General features: G+C 46.9%; 21 protein-coding genes. 13 read left to right on the forward strand and 8 right to left on the reverse strand.

The window, feature by feature from the left end:
* Window position 1: 1 nt before the first annotated feature.
* The 3 genes from U5O15_09270 to U5O15_09280 all read right to left on the reverse strand — a co-directional run bounded on the left by U5O15_09270 (window position 2) and on the right by U5O15_09280 (window position 3,406).
* Complete coding sequence (locus tag U5O15_09270) at window positions 2–610, reverse strand: hypothetical protein (GenBank protein ID MDZ7860831.1); 609 nt, start codon at window positions 608–610, stop codon at window positions 2–4.
* A 329-nt stretch (window positions 611–939) separates the two neighbouring features.
* Window positions 940–2,271, reverse strand: coding sequence for a chloride channel protein (locus U5O15_09275; GenBank protein MDZ7860832.1), 1,332 nt, complete (start codon window positions 2,269–2,271; stop codon window positions 940–942).
* 40 nt (window positions 2,272–2,311) lie between these two features.
* The gene (locus U5O15_09280; GenBank protein ID MDZ7860833.1) at window positions 2,312–3,406 is read right to left on the reverse strand and encodes a glycosyltransferase; all 1,095 of its coding nucleotides are present in this window, start codon (window positions 3,404–3,406) and stop codon (window positions 2,312–2,314) included.
* A 166-nt stretch (window positions 3,407–3,572) separates the two neighbouring features.
* On the opposite strand from U5O15_09280, the gene U5O15_09285 reads away from it, so the two are divergent.
* The 3 genes from U5O15_09285 (at window position 3,573) to U5O15_09295 (ending at window position 6,558) form a co-directional block, all read left to right on the forward strand.
* Complete coding sequence (locus tag U5O15_09285; protein ID MDZ7860834.1) at window positions 3,573–4,271, forward strand: endonuclease III domain-containing protein; 699 nt, start codon at window positions 3,573–3,575, stop codon at window positions 4,269–4,271.
* A 453-nt stretch (window positions 4,272–4,724) separates the two neighbouring features.
* Window positions 4,725–5,042 (forward strand): STAS domain-containing protein, encoded by a 318-nt coding sequence (locus U5O15_09290; protein MDZ7860835.1) that lies wholly within the window; start codon window positions 4,725–4,727, stop codon window positions 5,040–5,042.
* 82 nt (window positions 5,043–5,124) lie between these two features.
* The gene (locus U5O15_09295) at window positions 5,125–6,558 is read left to right on the forward strand and encodes a HAMP domain-containing sensor histidine kinase (protein MDZ7860836.1); all 1,434 of its coding nucleotides are present in this window, start codon (window positions 5,125–5,127) and stop codon (window positions 6,556–6,558) included.
* Between the two features lie 27 nt (window positions 6,559–6,585).
* Here U5O15_09295 and U5O15_09300 read toward each other — a convergent pair whose 3' ends face one another.
* On the reverse strand, window positions 6,586–7,218 hold the full coding sequence (locus tag U5O15_09300) for a peptidylprolyl isomerase (protein ID MDZ7860837.1): 633 nt from the start codon (window positions 7,216–7,218) through the stop codon (window positions 6,586–6,588).
* Window positions 7,219–7,469: 251 nt separating this feature from the next.
* Here U5O15_09300 and U5O15_09305 point away from each other — a divergent pair, with 251 nt between their 5' ends.
* Window positions 7,470–8,354, forward strand: coding sequence for a PhzF family phenazine biosynthesis protein (locus U5O15_09305; protein ID MDZ7860838.1), 885 nt, complete (start codon window positions 7,470–7,472; stop codon window positions 8,352–8,354).
* A gap of 280 nt (window positions 8,355–8,634) precedes the next feature.
* Here the strand turns inward: U5O15_09305 and U5O15_09310 are convergent, their stop codons facing one another.
* The 3 genes from U5O15_09310 to U5O15_09320 form a co-directional block, all read right to left on the reverse strand.
* Window positions 8,635–10,683, reverse strand: a complete 2,049-nt coding sequence (locus tag U5O15_09310; GenBank protein MDZ7860839.1) for a S9 family peptidase — start codon at window positions 10,681–10,683, stop codon at window positions 8,635–8,637.
* A 128-nt stretch (window positions 10,684–10,811) separates the two neighbouring features.
* Window positions 10,812–11,492 (reverse strand): acetate--CoA ligase family protein, encoded by a 681-nt coding sequence (locus U5O15_09315; protein ID MDZ7860840.1) that lies wholly within the window; start codon window positions 11,490–11,492, stop codon window positions 10,812–10,814.
* Window positions 11,489–12,853, reverse strand: coding sequence for a CoA-binding protein (locus tag U5O15_09320; GenBank protein MDZ7860841.1), 1,365 nt, complete (start codon window positions 12,851–12,853; stop codon window positions 11,489–11,491). The genes U5O15_09315 and U5O15_09320 overlap by 4 nt, the downstream gene beginning before the upstream one ends.
* Window positions 12,854–13,578: 725 nt before the next feature.
* Between U5O15_09320 and U5O15_09325 the strand changes: the two genes are divergently transcribed.
* The 7 genes from U5O15_09325 (at window position 13,579) to truA (ending at window position 19,413) form a co-directional block, all read left to right on the forward strand.
* The gene (locus tag U5O15_09325; GenBank protein MDZ7860842.1) at window positions 13,579–15,243 is read left to right on the forward strand and encodes an amidase; all 1,665 of its coding nucleotides are present in this window, start codon (window positions 13,579–13,581) and stop codon (window positions 15,241–15,243) included.
* 124 nt (window positions 15,244–15,367) lie between these two features.
* Window positions 15,368–15,709, forward strand: a complete 342-nt coding sequence (locus U5O15_09330; protein MDZ7860843.1) for a DUF5674 family protein — start codon at window positions 15,368–15,370, stop codon at window positions 15,707–15,709.
* The gene (locus tag U5O15_09335) at window positions 15,694–16,032 is read left to right on the forward strand and encodes a hypothetical protein (GenBank protein ID MDZ7860844.1); all 339 of its coding nucleotides are present in this window, start codon (window positions 15,694–15,696) and stop codon (window positions 16,030–16,032) included. The genes U5O15_09330 and U5O15_09335 overlap by 16 nt, the downstream gene beginning before the upstream one ends.
* A 45-nt stretch (window positions 16,033–16,077) precedes the next feature.
* Window positions 16,078–16,527 carry a translesion error-prone DNA polymerase V autoproteolytic subunit gene (gene umuD / locus U5O15_09340; GenBank protein ID MDZ7860845.1) on the forward strand — a complete coding sequence of 150 codons (450 nt, stop codon included), beginning with the start codon at window positions 16,078–16,080 and terminating at the stop codon, window positions 16,525–16,527.
* Between the two features lie 2 nt (window positions 16,528–16,529).
* Complete coding sequence (locus U5O15_09345) at window positions 16,530–17,792, forward strand: Y-family DNA polymerase (GenBank protein MDZ7860846.1); 1,263 nt, start codon at window positions 16,530–16,532, stop codon at window positions 17,790–17,792.
* A 147-nt stretch (window positions 17,793–17,939) separates the two neighbouring features.
* Window positions 17,940–18,695 carry an energy-coupling factor transporter transmembrane component T gene (locus U5O15_09350; protein MDZ7860847.1) on the forward strand — a complete coding sequence of 252 codons (756 nt, stop codon included), beginning with the start codon at window positions 17,940–17,942 and terminating at the stop codon, window positions 18,693–18,695.
* The gene (gene truA / locus U5O15_09355) at window positions 18,682–19,413 is read left to right on the forward strand and encodes a tRNA pseudouridine(38-40) synthase TruA (GenBank protein MDZ7860848.1); all 732 of its coding nucleotides are present in this window, start codon (window positions 18,682–18,684) and stop codon (window positions 19,411–19,413) included. The genes U5O15_09350 and truA overlap by 14 nt, the downstream gene beginning before the upstream one ends.
* Window positions 19,414–19,552: 139 nt before the next feature.
* On the opposite strand, the gene U5O15_09360 is transcribed toward truA, so the two are convergent.
* Window positions 19,553–19,825 carry a hypothetical protein gene (locus U5O15_09360; protein ID MDZ7860849.1) on the reverse strand — a complete coding sequence of 91 codons (273 nt, stop codon included), beginning with the start codon at window positions 19,823–19,825 and terminating at the stop codon, window positions 19,553–19,555.
* A gap of 127 nt (window positions 19,826–19,952) precedes the next feature.
* Here U5O15_09360 and U5O15_09365 point away from each other — a divergent pair, with 127 nt between their 5' ends.
* Together U5O15_09365 and fsa are read left to right on the forward strand one after the other, a co-directional pair.
* The gene (locus tag U5O15_09365) at window positions 19,953–22,253 is read left to right on the forward strand and encodes a M14 family zinc carboxypeptidase (protein MDZ7860850.1); all 2,301 of its coding nucleotides are present in this window, start codon (window positions 19,953–19,955) and stop codon (window positions 22,251–22,253) included.
* A 284-nt stretch (window positions 22,254–22,537) separates the two neighbouring features.
* Window positions 22,538–23,182 (forward strand): fructose-6-phosphate aldolase, encoded by a 645-nt coding sequence (gene fsa, locus U5O15_09370; GenBank protein ID MDZ7860851.1) that lies wholly within the window; start codon window positions 22,538–22,540, stop codon window positions 23,180–23,182.
* Window positions 23,183–23,184 lie beyond the last annotated feature (2 nt).

The raw sequence follows: 23,184 nt of genomic DNA on the forward strand, positions 1-23,184 counted from the left end.
TCTATACAAAAACTCCTATTATTACTACGGCGAGAGTTGACATCGCGAGCATTGTTTTCCAGGGTCCTATCCTGATATTTTTTGTCATTTGTTCTCCATCCTCATACTTATATTCTAATCCGTCAGGTTGTCCGTTTTCATTATCCATTCTGGATGCTTCTATTCGGGAGAGCTGAGATGTAAGATTTTCTTGTGCCGGAATAGTAAACTGAAGTAAGAGTGCCGGATTTCGAAAATTAGACAGGACCATAAGCTGTCGCGATTTAAAAAGCTTTGAAATGGCAAGAAAGGTAAAGAGAATAATAAAAACAAGTATTGAACCGAGGGGGCCTGTAATTGCTCCGGCCGCGGCTGAATAAAGAAATCCCAATTTTGACGTTTTTTTATAGAATCTGATCGGTGTTGTAAGTAAAAGTGATATAAAAATACCCGAAACTGAGAAATAAACACCACTTATTCCATCTCTGAACGCGTGAACAGCCAGCGACATTACCGCCGTGAATATTATTGCTGTAAGAACCTTCTTTTTCGGCCTGCTCGTTATAATTATCATAATGAAGGCAACAGCCAGAATTTTAAGAATCAAAGTCTGCAAATGATATGTTCCCATCGACACCCTTCCTTTTTGCTTAATACTGTTTCTTCTTTTATAGCAGAAACAAGAAATGTTCCTTAATCCGGCCCCTAATCACCTGGGAAAAAGAGCGGTTTTATTACCTAGATCAAATTATGTAATTATTTTTATTACAGCGAGTTACAGAGGTTGATAAAACGGATTATTATTATAAGCGCAAATTTTAATAAATATACCGGAGTTTGGAATCAAATATTGTGGGGAAATTCCACCATGTAATCCCGGTGGTATAGGGAGCATTGGTGATTGTTACTACTTTTTTGACTCGTGTGTTGAAAGCATTTCGCGTAATTTAGTGCTGTTCCTTAATGTGCCTCATCGCGTCTTGTGATTTCCCCTTCAGAATCCTCTTCTTCATCTGCTTTTAAGTACTTAAAGACAGTTTTCTCCTTAAAGAGCAGGAACGGGAGTATAGCGCCGATTATGGCGGGCACGGTATAGGAGTGTCCGAATATCGCCGCTGAAATAAGAATTGAAGCTATGGGAATATTTAATCCTGAAGCGAGTATACCTGATATACAGGAGACGATAACCGCGTAATACGCGCTTGATCCCGGCTCGATACCTGAGATGCTGCAGAGAAACGCTCCGCATCCCGCTCCTATAATAAGTATGGGAGCTGTAAGGCCTCCGCTCATTCCGCTTCCCACCGTTAGTGAAGTTACCATAATCTTTAATATCACGAAGCTGATGATGATAAGCGGTATGTTGCCGAAATTAATAGATAGTAAAGAGAGGTCCTCTAGACTGCCGCCGGCAAAAATTCGAAAAAGGGGCATTGATGTTCCAAGCACCGCCTTTGCTCCGGAGAGCCATAGGACTGATACGGTTAAACACGAAAGGAGTACCGGAAAAGGCTGTCTCGCGGATATACTTTGAAACAGGTCTGAGATTTTATCAAATATTGTTATAAACAATAATCCCGCCGCGCTGCTTATTATTCCGGCAAGAGGCAGCAGCATTAAAATGTAGAGATCGTTTCTGAATGGAGCAGCGTGTACTCGAAAGACCGGCTCCAGTCCGAGTGAGAAAGAAGTGATTACGGCGATAACACCCGCCAGAATCGAAGGGAAAAGGTCTGAATATTTAAGTGATCTCTTACTTAATATCTCGACGGCAAAGAAAGCACCGCCGAGGGGCGATAAGAATATCGCGCTGATAATACCGCTCATACCGCATATTGCCGCCGCGCGAAGCGCTTCTTCGTGCCTTATCTTAAACACTGTAAGAACTTTTGAGTAGATCAGAGAGCTGATACCGGCGCCAATTCTTGATAGAGGACCGACTATTCCTCCGCTTCCGCATAAACCCAGGGTCAGAAGAGTCGCGGGTATTTTCAGCAATGTGGCAGGTGTGCTGAATTTACCGCCCTTTTGATTTATGGCTTTTATATAAGACGGTATTCCGTCATGTCCGGCATCTGAGTGGTATCTAAGTATTAATGACCCCAGAATAAACGCTCCGGCAACGGGTAATAAAAACCCCCATAGGTTGTCCGCGCGGTCGGTATATTTGCTTATAAATTTCAGAGTAGATGTAAAGGCTTCAACGATTACAGCTCCGCTGATTCCAGCCAGGACTGACAAAATAATCATCCCGGAGAATTTACCGATTGTGTTGACGGAGAATTTATCCATAGCGTACTATTTCTTAGATTATTTACAACCTTAACGATCGTCAGCGTTTTCTTTTTTCGATCAGTCTTAACATCTCTTCTTCCACGCGTTTCATATTCACTTCCCACAGGCCGCGGTCGATAATTTTACTTATATTGATTTTACGGGCTTTCCGCGTAAAATTTCTATCTTTAGCCGTTTTGACTACAGATTCCGCGAGTATGTCGGGGGCGCCGGTAGGCACTATCATTCCGTTTTCTCCGTCCTCGATCCATTCCCTGTTTCCTTCAAGGTCGGTTACAATAGGGGTCAAGCCGCTTGCCATCGCTTCGAGGAGGGAGACGGAAGTGGAATCGGAAAGCGATGTTGATATATATATATCGCTTTTTCTAAGCTCCCGTGAAAGTTCTTCCGGGCTGAGTCTTCCCTTAAAAGTGAATTTTTCGCCTACCCCGAGTCTGTCAACTTTTTTCTCGAGATTTTCACGTTCAGGCCCGTCCCCGCATATAATAAAGTAAGCGTTTATTTCATTTAAAATTTTGGGAGAGGCTTCTATTAAGAGTTCTATATTGTATATATTATAAAGATTACGAGTGCTTATTATCAATGTTTTACCGTTATCGGCTGATGGTTCGTTCTTTTCATCGGATGGATAGAAGAGATTCTTGTCTATACCGAAGTATATTTTGAGGATATTTTTCTTCATAGCGCCCGCCTCAGCCGCGATTCTTGAAAGATCCTCAGAGTCAGCCGTGATTAAATCCGCTTTTTCAATCGAGTAGTTTATCTGCAGTTTATGGATGAAGTGTTTTCTGTAATCCACGAGAAGGTCGGAGCCGAGAGCTGATAAAACTAGAGGTCTGTAGCCGCATAAGGCCCCGATCAATCCGTATCCGCTGATATAGAGTGAGTTGACAATATCGGGGCGGAACACGCCGAGCTTTTTCTTTACTGTCCCGAGTGATGAGAGGTATCCGAGAAGATCTGTGGGCAGGTTTTTTCTCAGATGTATTACAGGCACGGGAGAATTTACTGTTTTCTCAAAGGAGAGCAGAAGAACTTCGTGGCCTTGCTTCTGAAAGAAACCTCCCCAGCGTTTTATATGATTAAGTGAGCCGTCTCCTAGAATAGCGATCCGCATGAAGTTTCCTTTCATCAGATATTGTTAATATTTTACTGAAGGTTATAATTTATCGGGATAAATGTATATATTTTTCCATCCTTTCTTTATATCCTGTTTTCGAAATTATTAAATATGCCGATTGTTATGAACGGGGATATTCGTTAATGTTTAAGCATAAGGCCGCATCGCTTTAAATTGGATGAACAGGGAAAACGGTATGGGGAAACCCTCAAGGCTGATTGATATTTTTAACCTTCTTAATGATTGGTACGGACCGAGAAACTGGTGGCCGGTTACTCCCCCCGGGAAGACACATCCCGAATACACGGGTGGCCCCGAGAACCCCGAGCAGATATTCGAAGTTGCCGTCGGGGCTGTTCTTACGCAGAACACATCGTGGAAGAACGCCGCCCGCGCTGTTTGTAACCTTAACGAATCGGGCATTCTAAACCCGGAAGCTATTTTAAAGATGGATGAGAAGCGGCTCGGAAAAATCATTCGTCCCTCAGGCTATTACAATATGAAGGCAAAGAAACTCAAGGTGCTTGCCGGATATTTTATTCAGAATAATAATATCAACCGTCAGTCTCTTCTCGAGCTTTACGGAATAGGACCGGAAACCGCTGATTCCATTATGCTTTACGCTTTAAATAAACCTTATTTTGTCGTTGACGCTTATACAAGAAGGTTATTTGGAAGGCTTGGTATTATAGAAAGAAACGGTTCCTATGAAACTATAAGGGGATATTTTGAAAAGAATCTTCCGGATGACAGCCGGCTGTTCAATCAATTTCACGCTCTTATAGTAGAACACGCAAAATCCTGTTGCAGAAAAGTCCCTCTCTGTTCGGATTGCCCATTGAGGACTTACTGCCGGTATTCCGGCAATAGAGTCTGATTTTATTAAAAACCGGCTTTAAAGATATATTACCAAGATTTCCGTGTATACGACGAGGATAGAATGGCATTAGCTCCGCGTGTAAAATGCCTGTGAAGGCAGACTTCAGCGCGGATATTATCCCACCGTCCACGTATCCTGTTCGCCCCCCTAAATTCTGAAATATAATCCGATTAACGTCCTGAATATATTTTACCCAGCATAGTGTGAACAATTCTTGCCCTGTAATTTGTGGGCATAAATTATGACCGTGTATCATAAAACGTTGTTAACTTATTATATAATGGAGGGTTAGCTTAATATTGTAAATACAGGCAAGAAGGAAGAAGGATCTCTAACTACCTTCCGGCCTGAGTCTTGCTCCTATATATAGCTTTCAGTTAGCTTCTATAAAAGATTGATTGAAATTCGGGCGGGTGGACAGAAACTTATCACCTGAAAGAGGTTTTAAAGATGAGCGATTTCCAAATCAAAGTGGGAGAGAAAGAAAAGGACCGCAGCTGCCTCATCGTGACGTCGGGCCGGCTCGATAGTGACAGCGCGTTGGAAATGGAAGATGAATTGACGGAGCTGATGAGAAGGAAATCAATAGATCTTAAAATCGATATGAAGGATCTTTCGTTTATTTCCGAAGAGGGTATGGGATTACTGTTGGGCATTCAGTCTTCACTCAGCAGCGAAGGCCGATCTGTTGTTTTTATGAACGTACCGGGTAAGATAGGCGCGAAAATGAAGATGATCGGAGCCGGCAGCTATTTTGAGTGTGTGTAAAATAATGCGTGATAAAGGGAATCCTTGTCAGAGGAAATTTTAAAACAGGATATATGACGGCACTTTTGAAAAAGGATTTTTGATGAGTAAAGAAACGGAAGATAAAGATTATAGAAACGCGGATGCCCTTAACAAGTTCCGCGAGGAGCTCCGTAAATCTGATTATATGTTGAAAAGTGTTCTGGAATTGTCCGAAAAGCTTATTTCAACCCTTGATATAAAGAGGTTGGCGAGGATTTTTGCAATGTCTATAGCGGGGAACCTGGGGATTAACAGAGTTTCAGTTTTTGTTGCTTCTGCGGGCGGCGGGAGCCTCAGGTCGATATATTCATTGGGGACGGGGTCAGATTTCGATCTCAAGTCAATGAATGTAAGCAATGTTTTCATAAAATGGCTGAGAGAGGAGAAAACCCCCGTTCATATTGACACTATCTATACGGGCAAATCTTCCGGGTTACTTGTAAAAGGAAAGTGGCTTGAGAAGATCGTAAAAAGCGGATTTGGTTATCTTTTTCCCCTGCAGTTCGATGGTAACCTGAAAGGATTGATATTTTTCAGCGGAAAAGTCGACGGAAAGGGTTTCGACAAAGATGACAGTGAACTTTTGAAAATTCTTATGAGGATCGGTTCGGCGGCGGTTAAAAACGCACTTGATTTTGAGGCGCTGTCAAAATCCAGCGTTAAAAGGAATAGTTTCTCGGAAGTGAAGTCGGAATTGACAAGCCGCCGCTCGTTCGAACTGAACACACCTCTGACAGTATTGAAAAGTACATTGTGGTCGATTGAGTCGAATGCCGTCAGTGAATCTCTCATGCTGGATATGGCCCGAGACGCGGCAAAACATCTTGAAAGCGGCATAAATGAACTGGCCAACATCGCGGAAATTGAATTTGATGGAACGGGTCTCCAGTTTAGAATGACAGATATTTCTACTATTGTGGAAGAATGCCTGAGGAAGATACTGCCGGATATAGAAGAGAAAGGGATTTCGGTCATATTCGATGAAAAGGTGTTTCGTGAGGTAAGGGTAGATCGGGCGAGAATCAAAATCGCGGTGGAAGAGATAATCGGCAGCGCGGTTAAGTTTATGCCGAGCGGGGGACGTCTTAAAATCGCCTTATCTATCTATCAGACAGGTCCGAATGAAATGGAGGGTATAGAATTAAGATATTACGACAGCAGTGATGTAGACGCTATGCCGTCTGAAAAGGATATCAGCAGTAAAAATGAAACGGTCGGTATAAACGGTGTTCTGGAGAAGCAGTTGAGAGATATTACGGCCGGGGAATGGTTAGTTCTAAGGGTGAAGAACAGCGGAGGCGGAACTGAAGAAGAGAAAGTTGATAAGACAGTGAAGCTTTCCCCGAAGAGATCAAATTCCAGTGAGAAAAGAGTGAAGAGAATGGGCGCGGGGCTTTTTATTTCTCAAAAGATAATATCAGAGCATGACGGAAAACTCTATTACCGCAGCACCGAAGATGAGGGAACAGAATTTTCCGTCTGGCTGCCCGCTTAAATCCTGTGTTTCTTTACAGTTTTCAAGTTATTTATTTTCTTCTTTTTTGCCTTCTTCTTCTTTTGAATCTATTCTACGCATTGATTTGATAATAACCGGCTCAACGGGTACGTGCATTACACCCTTTTTCTTAGTTTCTACATATCTTATTTTTTTGATAACGTCTTTCCCGTCTATAACTTTTCCAAAAACGGCGTATCCGAATTCATTTGGATTGTCGCTTCTGTGGTCGAGACTGGCAGTGTTATCCTTGAGATTAATAAAAAACTGACTCGTCGCGCTGTTCACGGCACTCGTTCTTGCCATAGAGAGAGTATATTTGAGGTTTTTAAGCCCGTTGTCAGCTTCGTTTTTTATCGGGTCTCTTGTATATTTCTTCTTGTTATCAATGTTATAGCCGCCTCCCTGGATAACAAAATCTTTTTCAACTCTGTGTATCAGGGTTTGGTCGTAGAACTTACTTTCCACATAGGTTAGAAAGTTTTTGACAGTTATGGGAGCCTTGTCGGGGTAAAGCATGATAGTAAATGATCCCATGTTAGTTTTCACGAGTACTCTCGGGTTGTCTTTCTCGCCCGCGGCCGCGTTGCCGGCAAAGAACACGCATGAAAAGAGGATAAAGGTAATTGACAGTAAGGCTGTAATCCCTCTTGAATTCATATTCAGATACCTCCCTTTAGTCTGCTTACAATTTACATTTCTCTATATGGTAATTTATCATTTTAAGAGGGAAAAATCAAACAGGGGTATGATTTTATTGATTCTGAACAAAGGAATCTTTTTCCTTTTAACATTAAGGGCGGGTCTGATAATATGTGAATATTACAGGTATCACGCTGAATTGTATTTATTATATGACGATGGGGATTGAAGACCGTTGATTATATATCTTTTTTAAAAGGATCTTTTAAATGAGCAGAAAGCTGTCGTTTGAACATGTTGACGTTTTTTCAAAGAAAGCCTTTCAGGGAAATCAACTGGCTGTTTTTCGAACTCCAGGCAGACTTTCTCCGCAAAGGATGCTGTCGATCGCGAGGGAGATAAATTTCTCTGAAACTGTTTTTATCTTTCCCTCGAAACTGGAAGAAGCTGACGCGAAGATACGTATATTTACCCCCTCTGAAGAACTGCCGTTTGCCGGTCATCCGGTTCTCGGCGCCGCTTATGTAATTCAAAGGCACAAGAAGGGAAGAAAGCCGGCAGAGCTTGTGCTGGAACTGAAGTCAGGGATAATAAAGGTCGATATTATTAAGAAGAGAAATTCTAAACTCTTTTCTATGAATCAACCGATTCCGAAATACGGAACAGCTGTTCAGAACAGAGGACAGGTTGCCAGAGGTCTCGGATTGAAGAGGCATGAGGTCTTAGGGGGCGGGGTTGTTTCAAACGGCCTTTCTTTCCTGATGATAGAGGTGGATGGGGAGGAAGTTGTAAGCAGAGCGAAACTGAATCTTGAGCAGGCTTCCAATGTGATATCCAGGCACAGGGTATGCGGAGTTTACCTGTTCGCGAGAATTAATGAGGGGAAAGGAAATATTCGCGCCCGTTTTTTCGCTCCGGGCTTATCAGTGTGGGAAGACCCCGCGACCGGTTCTGCTGCCGGCGCCATGGGCGGATATCTGGCCAGACTCCTTAAGTTTCCCGATAAATTGTCCTTCAAGGTGCGGCAGGGTATTGAAATGGGCCGTCCCAGTGAGATCAAGGTTTTTGTCCGTTGTGACAGGGGAATGGTTGAAAGTGTAAGTGTTACGGGGGCTGTTGCACATGTTGGAAAAGGGACTCTTCAGGTCCCGTAGATTATCGCGGATTACTTGATAATCCTCCCTTTTAAGATATTATATAAATTAAACTTGATAATTTCCGCGGGTTAGTATACTATAAAAGAGTCGGGTTCAAATTAGAAATTACCGGGGAAGGTACTGAGAAGGCGGCCCGTGTGACCCTTTCATTGGTTCTCTTTTCCGGTATTTTATATCTTCCCTGAAAAGCCAGTCCTTTCTTAAGACCCCTGTTAAACATAGTGTTACCCCACGGCTGCCTGTTTGCGGGCAGAGTTTCTAACCATTCGGCGGACTTTTACATATCCAGGTATTCAGCGAACCATTTGTGTATCGTATTCCACCAAAGCTCGGCGTTCAGAGGTTTCTGAACGAAGTGATCTTCGTCGGGGTAGAAGAGCAGTTTCGATTCCACCCCACGGCGCTGAAGCGCGGTAAAAAATTCAAGCCCCTGGGTGTAGGGTACCCTGAAATCTTTTTCACCGTGAATAACGAGACAGGGAGTATTGAAATTCTCCGCGTATGTACTCGGTGAAAATTTTCTGTACATTTCGGGATTTGTCCATGGAGTTCCTTTAAACTCCCATTCGGGGAACCACAGTTCTTCGGTAGCCCCGTACATACTTGTCTGGTTGTAAACTCCGTCATGAGAGACCAGGCATTCAAATCTGTCGGTATGACCCTCTATCCAGTTTATCATAAATCCGCCGTAGGAAGCTCCCGCGGCGCCCACTCTGTTTGTATCTATACAGGTGTAATTATTCAGCACGTAATCCGTACCTTTCATTATATCGACGTATGGACGGCCGCCCCAGTCTCCGCTTATAGCGTTCGTGAATTCCTGCCCGTAGCCGGTGCTTCCAGTGAAATTAAACATGGTTACAACGTATCCCGGCGAGGCGAACATCTGAACATTCCATCTGTAGTGGAATTCATCACCGAAAGCTCCCTGAGGGCCACCGTGGATGAGAATTACCAACGGATATTTCTTGTTTTTGTCAAAGAAGGGCGGTTTTACGAGAAGACCGTGTATCTCTTTTGATTCGGCCCCTTCAAACCAGAATTCTTCAGCCGGATTCATCTTCAGATTGCTTAGTAATTCTCCGTTTATATCAGTAAGCTGTGTTACTTCATCACCTTCTGTTGTCGCTTTATATAATTCGGTAGGGTGTGAAATATCCTGTCTTGAAAAGATAATCTCTTTGCCGTCCGGAGTTATCCGCAGGTTCATATTGAATTTATCCGTGAGAATAAATTCCGCGTCGCCGCCGCCGGCAGAAACCCTGCCGATACAGATCCGGCCGTGTTTTTCGGTGTTGAAATATATATTTTTGCTATTCGGGCTCCATGTGAAATTTTCTATACTGTAGTCGAAATCTTCCGTCAGATTGCGGGTTTCCCCGGTTTTTCTGTTATAGAGCATAAGTCTGTATCTGTCGGCTTCGAATCCCGGAGTAAACTGGGCGCGGTAAGCTATAAATTCTCCATTTGGAGAATAGCGGGGGTTATTGTCGTTAGAGAGGTTTTCCTCTGTAATCGATTCGGGATTGCCGCCCGGCAGGTTCATTATGTAGAGATTATTATTAGTTGAGGTGGCGATAACGGAATCCGGGTTCATAGTGAAACACAGTTCTTTTCCATCGGGAGAAAATGAATAATCTCTTTCGCCGCCCAGCGAGATGGGAGGCACGTCGGTTTCTCCTTTATTTATTTCGGTAATCGCTGAACCTTCAGTGTCGGTCAGAAAGAGGTGGCTCCACCTTCCGTCTCTCCAACTATTCCAGTGGCGGTACATCAGTCTGTCTATAACCCTCGCCTTTACCTTCCCCTTCTTGAATTCCTCGAGTTTTTCTCTGTTGCAGTCCATATCCGGACATCCCGGGTATACATCTGACGTAAAAGCAAGTGTGACGCCGTCGGGCGACCACAGCGGCGCGGATGCCCCCGTTGGGATATCCGTTACGCGGCGAACTTCTCCTTCCTCTATAGATAGAATCCATATTTGAGGTGTTTCTTCCCTGTCGGAGATGAAAGCTATTTTCTTTCCGTCAGGCGACCAGCACGGCGCGTAGTCGTCGCTTTCGCTCCCGACGATTTTTCTCGGAGTACCCCCCCCTACGGGAACACTGTAGATATCTTTCCGGGACGAATTATCTTCCTTGTCGAACCAGGCTACGGTGAAGACAACCGTTTCTCCGTCGGGCGAGATCTCAAAATCTCCGATCCTTCCGAATGAAATGAGGTCGTCGAAAGTTATAGCTCTTTTTTCCTTTCCGCTCAGCTCAGGGGATTGAACAAGCAAGAGACAGATAACCAGGCAAGCGGTGAATATAATACCCTGTTTCATTCTTTATCCTCCTTTTGGGTCAGTGCTTTTAAATATCAGGTATAGAGTATTGTCATGTGAGATGCCTGTCAAGATGTTTGCGGATTTTGCTCCGCCCGCCCGGAAGCCGCGCTGATAATTTGGAGGGATTACTTCTTTTTTAGTATGATTCTCGCGTCCGCTATCACACATTCCGCCCCCCCGCATATAACGGGGTTTAGATCTATAGACTCAATTTTCTCTTTGAGTTCCATAACCAATTCGGAGAATTTAACTAGTGTTGCGGATAATTTATCTATATTTACGGGCCGGCTTCCCCTGAAACCTTCTATTAATTTTTTTGCTTTGAGGTCATCTATCATCGATTTAACATCCGTTTTTCCAACCGGAGCCATTCTTATGGCGGTATCGCCGTATAATTCCACTCCAACGCCTCCTATCCCCATCAGCACTACAGGTCCGAACTGCTCGTCTATCTTAGCCCCTATGATCAATTCGGTGCCCGAGACCATCTTCTCCACAAAGAGACCCGCAAACCCGTCCATTTTGCTGAAGCGGTTAAAGACAGTTTTCAATCTTTTATCATTATCGATATTGACCTCCACACCTCCCACGTCTGATTTATGGACTATTTTCGGGGATACTACCTTTGCTACCACGGGGTATCCCGTTTTATTCGCGAACCCGGCCGCCTCGTCAGCGCTCGAGGCGAGTGTGTGCTGGGGTACGTCAAACCCGGATATTCTGAATATTTTCTTGGCGTCCGGTTCAAGTACCCAGCCGTTCTTTCTGGATTTTTTTAAAATATCCAGAATTTCTCCGTTTATCATGGGTCATACCTCTTCATAGCTTCTACCATTAGAATTGCTCCGTCAATTGAGCGGGCTACGGGGACATTATTAAGTTGAAATCCTTCAATGAACATACGGTATCTTTCTACGTGGGGAACGTAGGCGACGATTGGTTTGCTCACTTCCTGATAAAGCTGGCTGAGCCGCGCTCCCACATCGGTTGTAACTTCCGGAAGATACGGAAGGAGGAGCACTAGAATGCAGTCGATCTCTTTCAGCCTGCCTAATTCTGAAGCCGCGGTCACAAAATCATCGTCACGGGCGCTTCCCGTCAGGTCCAGAGGATTCCCCAGTGAAGCGATTGGCTGAATGCTGGAAGAAAGTTTCTTCCTTATATTATCCTGCGTTTTTTTTGCTAAGGGAGGTACCTTCAGTCCTGATATTTCACATCTGTCCACGGCTACAGCGCCGTGACCTCCGCTGGCGGTGACAATACCCACTTTTCCGGATATCGGTTCCGGGTGGCAGCTAAGTGACTCACAGAAAGAGATCATTTCATATTCATTTCTTGCTTCTACCATACCGAACTGCTTCATAACCGAGGAGAATACATTGTAATCCCCCGCCATTGAAGCTGTGTGGCTCGAGACTGCTCTGCTTCCCGCCGCGCTCTGTCCGCCCTTCATTACTATTACAGGTTTTGGAAACCTGCTGGCTGTCTGCACAAACTCCCGGCCTTCACCCGGGCCGAACCCTTCTATATAGAAAGCAATAACATCGGTCATGTCATCTCTGGCAAAGAAGGTAAGCAGGTCCAGTTCATTCACAACAGCTTTGTTTCCGATACTTACGGCTCGTGAAAGTCCGACTCCCTGCCCCGCGAATTTAACCATCTGATCGACGAGAATACCCCCGCTCTGACTGACCAGCGCGACATTGCCCGATTCGGGTTTTACCATTCTTTCGCTGGGAAGAAAGAAGGAGTCAACAGAACCCGGTGAATATATTCCAAGACAGTTGGGGCCAATTATTGGAAAGTCCGCTTCTTCGACCGCTTTAAGGAGTTTCTTTTTCAAATCCCCGCGGCCGGTTTCAGCAAAACCGCCTGAGATAACAGCCGCGCTGCCGACCCAGCGCTCAATGCAGTCGCTCAAAACAGCCGGTACGTACTCCGCCCGGATTGCTATAATCGCCAGATCAATTTTCTCGGGGATATCCTTTATGCTCTTATAAACTTTTTCCTTGTAATATATGCCGCCTTTGGGGTTTACGGCGTAGACCTTCACGGGATAGCGAAAGTAGTTTTTATTGTAGATCACATTCGCCGGGTGGCGGTCGTTTGTGAGGGAAACACCGACCACCGCTATTGTCTTGGGTTCAAATAGTTTCAGGAAATCCAATTGTTCTCCTAGAATAAAAGGATATGTATTATTGTACATCCTGATATATTTAGCATCTTCTGTCAAGCGGATACCGTTTTGGAGTTTCCCCAATTTTTATATCCTATAAGGTAGTCGATGATTTGTAACAGTATGCGGCTGAATGATATTTTCAAAATCGTGGTCAATTCCCCCGGCGAGGGAATTGTACGCTCTGCACCTCGGGCTCGCTCTTTCTGCCCCTTCGGGCCAGAAATCCTTGCCCGCTCGCCCTCCGGAGGGTTTTGAAAATATCAGTCAGCCGCACTCATCAGCAATGAAAACCCTATGTACACTTTTCTTTTCCTTGTTTAAGACTCAAGGTTTCAGGCGGCGAAAGTTGTATATATCCTTGAAGCCGGAGTCAATTTAAGTTTATTCTGGAAGACAGGCGCTTACGGCAGCTGCAAGTAACTTATACGCGGAAAGAGAAGTAAATAACACGGCGGTGACAGATTCCAGTGAATTTATTGTCTTGTTGGAGTTGACGTTTAACATTAGTATGTAGAAATTAGGGATAGATACCGGCAGTCAGCGGTATATCCGGACGGATATAGCCCGGCAATACACTATATCCAGCTGTTTTTATTTGCTGTTCCCGGAATATTATTTCTGGTGTATTGGCTTGGATCAGAAAGGGCCAGAACTTCTCAATATCGGTTCTGAGAGATGAGCCGGACAGGTAATTGATGAAAAGGAGTTGAATTATGTTTGCCAGACGAATTGCGTGTTACGCGGTAATAGCGGTGATTGCTGCTGTTCTTCTCTACACTTTATACCGCGGGAGGGAAGGTCAGGCGGAAATTGAAAGATCCGATGTAGAAAGGGCGGGGAAATTAATAGGACTTGAATTTACAGTTTCGGAGATGGATTCTATGCTGGAGGATTTAACCGCCAATCTCCATTCCTATCGTAAGCTCAGAGAGACGCGGATATCAAACGCGGTCCCGCCCGCGCTGATGTTTAACCCTGTTCCGGCCGGAGCGGAGTTTGAAGAGAAGGAAAGCGGCTTGAAATTCAGCCCCGCCGAGGATGTAGAGGTCCCGGAGAATCTCGAAAAACTCTCCTTCTGCTCTGTGCGTCAGCTGGCCGGATTGATACGCGAGGGCAAGATAACTTCAACAGAGCTTACCGAGATGTATATAGCGAGATTAAAGGAATACGGCCCGAAGCTCAAATGTGTTATCACACTGACAGAAGAGCTGGCTTTAAAGCAGGCCAAGCGGGCTGACAGGGAGATAGCGGAAGGCAATTACCGGGGGCTTCTTCACGGTATTCCCTACGGAGTCAAGGATCTTCTTTCTGTGAAGGGTTATAAAACTACCTGGGGAGCTACGCCCTACAGGGATCAGGAGATAGATGAGAATGCGGCGGTTATAAATAAGCTGAATAAAGCGGGCGCTGTTCTGGTCGCGAAACTTACCCTGGGTGCCCTTGCCTGGGGAGATGTATGGTACGGCGGAAAGACGCGTAATCCCTGGAATACGGAGGAAGGTTCGAGCGGATCTTCCGCGGGGCCGGCTTCGGCTACGGCCGCCGGACTTGTCGCGTTTTCAATAGGAACGGAGACGTGGGGGTCTATAGTATCCCCCTCGACGCGATGCGGTGTGGTAGGGCTGCGCCCCACCTTCGGAAGGGTGAGCCGCTCCGGGGCGATGGCGCTGAGTTGGTCGATGGATAAGATAGGCCCGATATGCAGATACGTCGAAGACTGCGCCGTCGTTTTCGACGCCATTCGCGGTCCGGACGGGAATGACGCTACGGTGGTCGATCTTCCCTTCAATTACAATGATGATATAGATCTTGAGGATGTGAGAATAGGATATCTTAAAAGGCTTTTCGAAAGTGATTACCGGCAGAAGGAAACAGATGCCGCCGCCTTGAGAAAGATGCGAGAACTCGGCGCCGAATTGATACCGGTAGAACTGCCCGATTTCCCGGTAGAGAGCATGTCTTTTATTTTAAACGCCGAAGCCGCCGCCGCTTTTGACCGGCTTACCCGCTCCGGAGAGGACGATATGATGGTAAGACAGGTCAGAAACGCGTGGCCCAATGTATTCAGAGCATCGCGGCTGATCCCCGCGGTTGAATATATCCGGGCGAACCGTTTGCGGTATAAGCTCATTCAGGAGATGGAAAATATAGATGTGGATATATATCTCGCGCCTTCTTTCGGCGGGAATAACCTTCTTCTCACTAATCTGACCGGGCATCCGTGCGTGGTGGTTCCGAACGGTTTTGACAGCGGGGGAGATCCGGTCAGCATAAGTTTTATAGGCAAACTCTTCGAAGAGGGTAAACTCCTGGCCGCGGCAAAGAAGTATCAGGACGCGGCGGGGTTCAAGGATGAACATCCTCCTCTCTTTCGCTGATGCTTTTTTCCAAAACACGGCGCAGAAGCGATTAATACTTTTAAAAGCAGGCGTAAAATCTTATTATTTCATAGTTGACTTATAAGACGTTTTGCCGCGGTGAGCTTTGCCGGCGGGAGAAGCTGTGAGAATACTTAGAAAACCTGTAAAAATAGATGAATTAAAGAGAATCGCCGCGGACACATTCGGCGATATGGTTAAGGCTGTCGTCGATGTACGTCTGGGGCTTATCGTGATTAACGCCGAATTACATTCTGATCAGGAAGCATTGCTGATAGAAAACGGTTCCAGCCAGAAAGATCTGTGGGGTATAAATTTCTACCCTTACCTGGAAGGCGATGATTTTGTCGAATTCGATTCCATGATTAATATGCGTCCTTCCGGGGGGAACATGAGCCGCGGGGTGGATGATCCTTCGGTACGAAAAGCGGTTCTCGCAATAGTAGAAAGATGGGTGAAGAGATGAATTGCCGGCATAAAGAGCTTGCTTCGGGAAGATGGCAGAAATTATCTCTTTCTGTGCAGTTGGCCAATATCGGCAGTGAAGTCAGCCGCGCGCTCAACTGGCGTAAGAAGGATAATGAGGAATACTCCAGACGAGCCGCCGCGAGAGCCCTTGAACTGCTTGATTTGAGTCTCGATTCCACCAGGTCGTTTCCGAGGCTCAAGGAGCTGGCCCGTCTGCGCGAAGCCGTGGTTGACTACTTTTACGGGACCAACCAGTTCTCTTCCTCTGAAGACTTGTGGCGGAAATACTTTGACCATTTTAATTTCGCCGCGCGAAAATAGAACGGACACGCAACCGGTCAATACCGGGATCGGAGAGACCCTGTGATAAAGATAAAGAGAATAAAGACAACACCGAAAATAGATTTTTACACGGCTGATACATCTTCAGAGATGCTGCTTCCTTATGTCGACAGCGGTATAGCCGCGGGATTTCCGTCTCCCGCTGAAGATTATATCGATCTGGCTCTCGATCTCAACAAAGAACTCGTAAGTAATCCAAGCTCCACATTTTACGGCCGGGTAAAAGGCTCCTCGATGAAAGACGCCGGCATTCATAACGGCGATATTCTTGTTATCGATAAATCCCTTGAGCCTGTAAACGGAAGAGTGGCTGTCTGCTTTATAGACGGTGAATTTACCCTGAAGAGGATAAAATTCGCCGGGGAAAGACTTTTTCTCGTTCCCGACAATGAAGATTATGACCCGGTTGAGGTGACACCGGAAAACGATTTTATTGTCTGGGGTATAGTTACCTATATTATCAAGAAGATGTAGCCATGTTCGCCTTAGTTGACTGCAATAATTTCTACGCCTCTTGTGAGCGCGTCTTCAGACCCGACTTGCGCGGCAGGCCCGTTGTGGTGCTTTCCAATAATGACGGGTGTATTATCGCGCGTTCAGATGAAGCAAAGGCCCTCGGGATTAAGATGGGGCAGCCCTTTTTCGAGTCCGAGTATTTTCTCAGGGAAAAAGAGGTCGCGGTTTTTTCCTCCAACTACGCCCTCTACGGCGATATGTCCCGGCGGGTGATGAATATACTCGGCAGGTTTACCCCGCGGCTGGAAATCTACTCCGTCGATGAAGCGTTTCTGGATCTTAGCGGATTTTCCCGCTATGATCTATCCGCTTACGCGGATAGAATCCGCCGGGAGGTTGTAAAAAGAACGGGTATTCCGGTCAGCGTCGGCATCGGCGCGACCAAGACGCTGGCCAAAGCCGCGAGCCGTTTCGCGAAGAAAAATGCGGAGTGCCGCGGAACACTGGTAATAGAGGGGCCGGAGGAAAGGGACTTTTATCTCGAGAAACTTCCCGTAGGTGATATCTGGGGGATAGGCAGGCGGTACGGCGGAAAACTGCGCCGGCATAATGTGAAAAGCGCCGGGGACTTTTCCCGGCTTCCTGACAGGTGGGTAAAACGGGAAATGACAGTTACGGGTCTGCGCTTAAAAAGGGAACTGCGGGGAGAGCCGTGCATTCAGCTGGAAGAAGTTCCGGGCGCCAAGAAAGCCATATGCACCTCCCGTTCTTTCGGCACCATGCAGACCCGGCTGCGGAATATCGAGGAGGCGGTGGCGACATTCGCCAACAATTGCGCCGCTAAGCTCAGAAGTCAGCACTCGCGCGCGAACATAGTCATGGTTTTTATTCATACTAACCCCTTCAGAGAGAAGGACCCGCAGTATGCCCGCAGCCGGGTGCTGAAACTTCCGGTGCCGTCAAACAGCAGTATGGAAATAGTAAGCTACGCCCTTGCCGGGCTCAGGAGCATATACAGAGAGGGCTACCGCTACAAGAAAGCGGGTGTTATCACGGCCGGCATTGTCCCTGAAGGACAGACGCAGACATCCCTGTTCGACAATGTTAAGAGGGAAAAGCACAGTAAGGTCATGGATGCTTTTGACAGCGTCAATGACCGCTACGGGAGAGAGACGATAAAAATAGGCGCTCAGGGGAGCGGCAGTGAATGGAGACTGCGGCAGGAAAGGCTTTCTCCCCGCTATACAACCAGCTGGCGTGATATTATAACGGTAAAGGTCTGATTATATGTGTCTTAATTACGCCCTGAGTGTTGACGCTCGGAAATTGTTTTTTTTGTTTTATACTAAGGGTGTATTCCTTTACATTTCATAAGGAGAAATTGTACCGGTTGTATTCTGTCAACACGGAATTCAGAGGCAGGGTCTGTTATGGCTGTTTTAAAACTGAGATACGTAGGCGGTGATTCGTTTATACACCTTATGAACCCGGCCGCAAAGCTTTTGATCCTGTTCCTTATTGTACTGTCTGTGTTTATGTACGGCCCGGCCGTAAATGCCGCGCTGGCCGTGTTTATTTTTCTTCTATACGCGGCAGGCGGGGTTAAGATTAAGAGATACTTCTCCGGTTTAAAGCTCCTTCCGCTTTTTGTTGTTTTGATAGTAGCGGCTAATGTCATTTTCTTAAGGGACGGGCAATCCCTTTTCAGCCATGCCGTCCGGGGGCTTCTGCAGGGGCTTAAAGTGCTGGTTCTTATCACTTCAGCCGGATTTTTCCTCGCGGTAACAGATCCGGTGGATCTTTCGGATTCAATTGTGTCCGTGTTGAAACCTCTCGAAAGTATCGGGCTGAGAAGAGAGGATGTTTCACTTTTTCTGATGATTGTTTTCAGCTTTCTTCCTCACATCGCCGAGGAAGCGGAAAGAATCAAAATTGCCCGCTTTGTAAGGTGCGGGCGCGGAAGCTGGCTGTCCGGAAAGAAAGGCGGAGTCGTTCCCTTTCTAGCGCCCCTTATAGCATCTCTTATGAGGAGGGCCGGCGAGCTTGAACTGGCTCTGAGGGCCAGGCAATACGGAACCGGAAGCGGAAGGATCCTTAATCTGGAACGGCGAATGTCGGCGCGGGATATATCAATTGTTATTATAGCAATTCTGTTGTTTTCGGCGGGTTTATATGCGAAATATTAAATTGACAATAGAGTATGACGGAAGCGCTTTCTCCGGCTGGCAGATTCAACCCTCCGAGAGGACAGTGCAGGGTGAGATTGAGAGCGCGGTCACAAAACTTACCGGAAGCGCGGTAAAGGTTATAGGCGCGGGTAGAACCGACGCGGGAGTGCACGCTGTCGGGCAGGCGGCAAATTTTCATATTGAATCTGATCATTCGCCGGCAACGATAGGGAGAGCTCTAAACAACATTCTGCCCTCTGATATTTTAATAAGGAATACACGGGAAGTCCCTCTGTCGTTTCATTCCCGCTATGACGCTAAGCATAAAACCTATAATTATATATTTATTACAAAAAAAACCGCCCTGTGGAGAAAGTCTTATCTGCGGGTAAGAGAGAATCTCGATATCGACGCCATGCGGTACGCTCTGTCGCGTATAAAGGGAAAAAAAGATTTTGCTTCATTCGCCTCATCATCCGGTGTGAAAACAACAGAATGCCGAGTGATTTCAGCAGACCTCAGGCAGAGAGATCCACTTCTTATAATTTCATTAAAGGCGGACAGGTTTCTATACAATATGGTACGTACTGTAGCCGGGACAGTTCTCGAGGCGGGAAGGGGAAAGGATTATGATATGGACCGGATTATTGCCGCCCGCGACCGTTCCCGCGCCGGGCCCAACCTGCCTCCTCACGCTCTGTACCTTATGGAAGTCGCGTATGACCCTCCGGTCTGATGGCGAGGGGCGGGCGGGGGTAATTCTGAACTTTTATCATGGAAGGGCGGCCGCGAGATTAAGTAATATCTTTTTGAACAACTCTTTAAGCGGTTTACGCGCCTCGTTCTCTCCGCTAATGTCCCCTCACTGCGTTCTCTCATCGAGGATCTCGCGTCATCTCTACCTCTCGTACCAGGGCCCTCGCCTTAAAAAAGATCTCTTCGCCAGATGCATATTCAGCCTTTGTCTCTTCCCGGATCTCTATCTCAGCTGTTAACTCTTCCAGTAGTTCTTCTTCTTTCTCTTCCCCGCTCCCCCGCGCAGACTCTGCCGCCTCCGGAAGAGCCGTCCACACCCCTTCCCCAAAACAAAGAAGCTTCCTTAGCGCAGGAAGGGGGTCATGATCTCTCTTCCTATTCTCGGACTCCACTTGCCGAAGAGATTGAAAAAGCGGCTGATTTATGGTAAAATAATACAGGATTGCGGGTTATTCCGCCCGCTGAGTCCTAATGTTGCTTGAATATTAGCTTTTAACTTTCACCAAAGAGGAGATTAACTTGAAGATATTTAAAACGGCAGCCGTTTTGTTGATTCTGGCGGGCATTCTTCCCGCTGCCGAGGCGGCTGAAGACAGCACCGCTCTTCTCAGGATTGAACTGGGAAAAAGTATAACTTACGGAGATCTCATTGAAAGAAATATCGATGTACTGGCGGTGTACCGCGACGGGAGAGCCGACATCGCGGTAAATGAACAACAGCGCAGGTGGATCGATTCCGAACTGCCGGGATACCAGGTTCTTCACGAGCAGGGGATGCCGCGGGCCTCGGCGGAACTGGACTCCAACCTGGGAAATTACCATACATACGCCGAGATGGAAGCTGCTCTGGACTCCCTTGCCGGCCTGTTTCCCCAGATCAGCAGACTGGATACCCTGGGAACCAGTGTGGAAGGGAGGCTGATCAGGGGTATCAAGATTTCCGATAACGCCGGCCTTGACGAGGATGAACCGGAGGTTCTGATAATGGGGTGCCATCACGCCAGAGAGCTTATGTCAGTGGAGGTCCCGCTGCTTCTGGCAGAGCACCTGCTCGACGGGTACGGAGAAAGCAGCCGGATCATGGATCTGGTGGACGGCAGGGAAATCTGGATAGTCCCGATGGTAAACCCGGACGGCCACGTCTACGTTCAGTTCAATCACGGCGGCGAATCCTATAACTGGTGGAGGAAGAACCGCCGGGACAACCTTGACGGCACCTACGGCGTGGACCTTAACAGGAACTACAGCTACAAATGGGGGTACGACAACACCGGCTCCTCCCCGAACACCAGCTCACTTGTTTACAGGGGGCCGGCCCCTTTCAGCGAACCAGAAACCCAGGCGGTAAGGGATTTCTGCGCGGAACGTTCATTCGGCGTGGCACTATCATATCATTCATACAGTGAGCTTATACTCTACCCCTGGGGGTACAGCCCTATTTATACCGAAGACCATGAATTCTTTTCCACATTCGCGGACTCGCTGGAAAGAGGCACCGGATACCTTCCCGGCTGTTCGGCCACCGGCGCTATCTATCCCACTAACGGGGACACCGACGACTGGGCATACGGAGAGACTACCGGGAAGAACAGATTCTACTGCTTTACTGTAGAGCTGAATTCCTATCAGGAAGGAGGTTTCGCCCCTCCGGATACTCTGATACAGCCCACCTTTGAAAAGGTGTTGGATCTGAATCTCACTGCGATAGAGAAAGCGGATGAACCGTTCAGCGTAATCGGCCCGGAAATTCCTGTGCTAAGTGAGGTTACCCCCCTGGCAAATCCCGATTTTCTGCTGGAGTGGTCCGGCCCGGTCCCCTCCGACCCGAATCAGCCGTCAGGGTACCGGATTTCGGAATACAGAGGGCTGTCCGGAATCAGGGACTTCTGTGAACCCGGAGATACCCTGTGGAGCACCGATGGATTCTATCTGACTGATACCCGTTCCAACGCGGGCACTCACAGTTTTTATTCGGACATGGGAAGCAGTATGAACAATACTATGGCAATGGAAACCGATTATAGCCGCAGTTTTGGGGATACCCTCCGCTGCATGCTGTGGCACGATATCGAAACGGACTGGGACTACGCCTACCTGGAAGCGAGCCTCGACCGGGGCCTGACCTATACCACCGTCCCGGGGGATATTACCACCGATTACGACCCCAACGGAAATAACAGAGGTAACGGTATAACCGGGAATTCAGGAGGATGGGTGCAGGCCAGTTTTTATATCGGCGACATTCCCGATATAACCGCCGATGAGGTAATCAAGCTCCGTTTCGCCTACATCACCGACGCCTATGTGGACGAAGAGGGTATTTACGTCGACGATGTTTCACCCACCTCTTACTGCGAGCGTAAATTGTTGCTGGCCGAGGAAGTTCAGGATACCTTCTATGTGGTTGACCCCTCTGAAACAGGTGATTACGCTTACCAGGTAAAAGCTTTTGACAATGAAGGGCACCTGAGCAGGGGCAGCAATATAGTATTCCATTCAGTCAGTGATATAACCGATGATATAGCGGACCCGGCCCATCTGACAGAACTGAAGCAGAATTACCCGAACCCGTTCAATCCCAGCACCAGGATAGAGTTCATCGTTGGGGGGAGGAAACCAGCGCCGGTTACCCTGGAAATTTTCGATGTTTCCGGAAGGAAGGCAGCTTCCATACTGGAGAGAAACATGGCGCCGGGGAAGTATTCGGTTCGGTGGGATGGACGGGGAGACAGCGGCCGGAAGCTGGTCAGCGGGATATATTTCATGCGGCTTTCCGCAGCCGAGCGGGTTATCTCGAAGAAGATGGTGCTTATGAGGTGATATAAATCCGGCTGGTGCCAGCCAGCATTTACCAGATCTTCTTTAATCTCGAAAGGCCTAACTTCTACAGGTAGTATAAAACCCCCTGGCAGCTCGCCAGGGAGAAACAACCGGGGTTATCTGAAGAGGCAGCTGTGACCCTGTTACAAATCATCGACTACCTTATAGGTTATAAAATTGGGGAAACTCCACATTTGTAAAATTGGTTGTCAACTCAGGCAAATCTTTGTATACTGAACTCTTACTTTTTGAATTGTGAAAATCAGGTTAATAGGGAGGCAGAAATGAAATTCTTTATCGACACGGCAAATGTTCAGCAGATACGCGAAGCGGCGGAACTTGGAGTTCTTGACGGCGTTACAACTAATCCGACTCTTCTTTCAAGAGAGGAGGGGGGTTTTAAGGATATACTCAAGGAGATCTGTTCGATAGTTCCCGGTCCTGTCAGTGCCGAGGTTGTCTCTCTCGAGGCGGACGGCATGGTAAAAGAGGGGAAGGAGTTATGCAAGATAGCGGATAATATTATTATAAAGGTTCCCTGCATCCGCGAAGGGGTCAAGGCGATTGGAAAATTCAACGCGGAGGGGATCAAGACCAACGCCACTCTCTGTTTCTCAGCCAATCAGGGTCTTTTAGTCGCAAAAGCGGGAGCGACATACGTCAGCCCTTTTGTGGGAAGAATAGACGACGTCGGATCTCCCGGACTTGATCTCGTTTCTGATCTTGTCATGATATTCAACAATTATTCATTTACGTCCCAGGTTATTGTTTCAAGTATCCGCAGTGTTCAGCATGTGTACGAAGCAGCTCTTATGGGAGCCGATGTGGCTACGATTCCTTTGAAAGTAATAGAACAGCTGATAAAGCATCCCCTTACCGATATAGGAATAGAGAAGTTTCTTGCTGACTGGGAAAAGGTCGAAAAGTAATT

Source organism: Candidatus Krumholzibacteriota bacterium (assembly GCA_034520215.1).
Classification (GTDB): Bacteria; Krumholzibacteriota; Krumholzibacteriia; order Krumholzibacteriales; family WJIX01; genus JAGHBT01.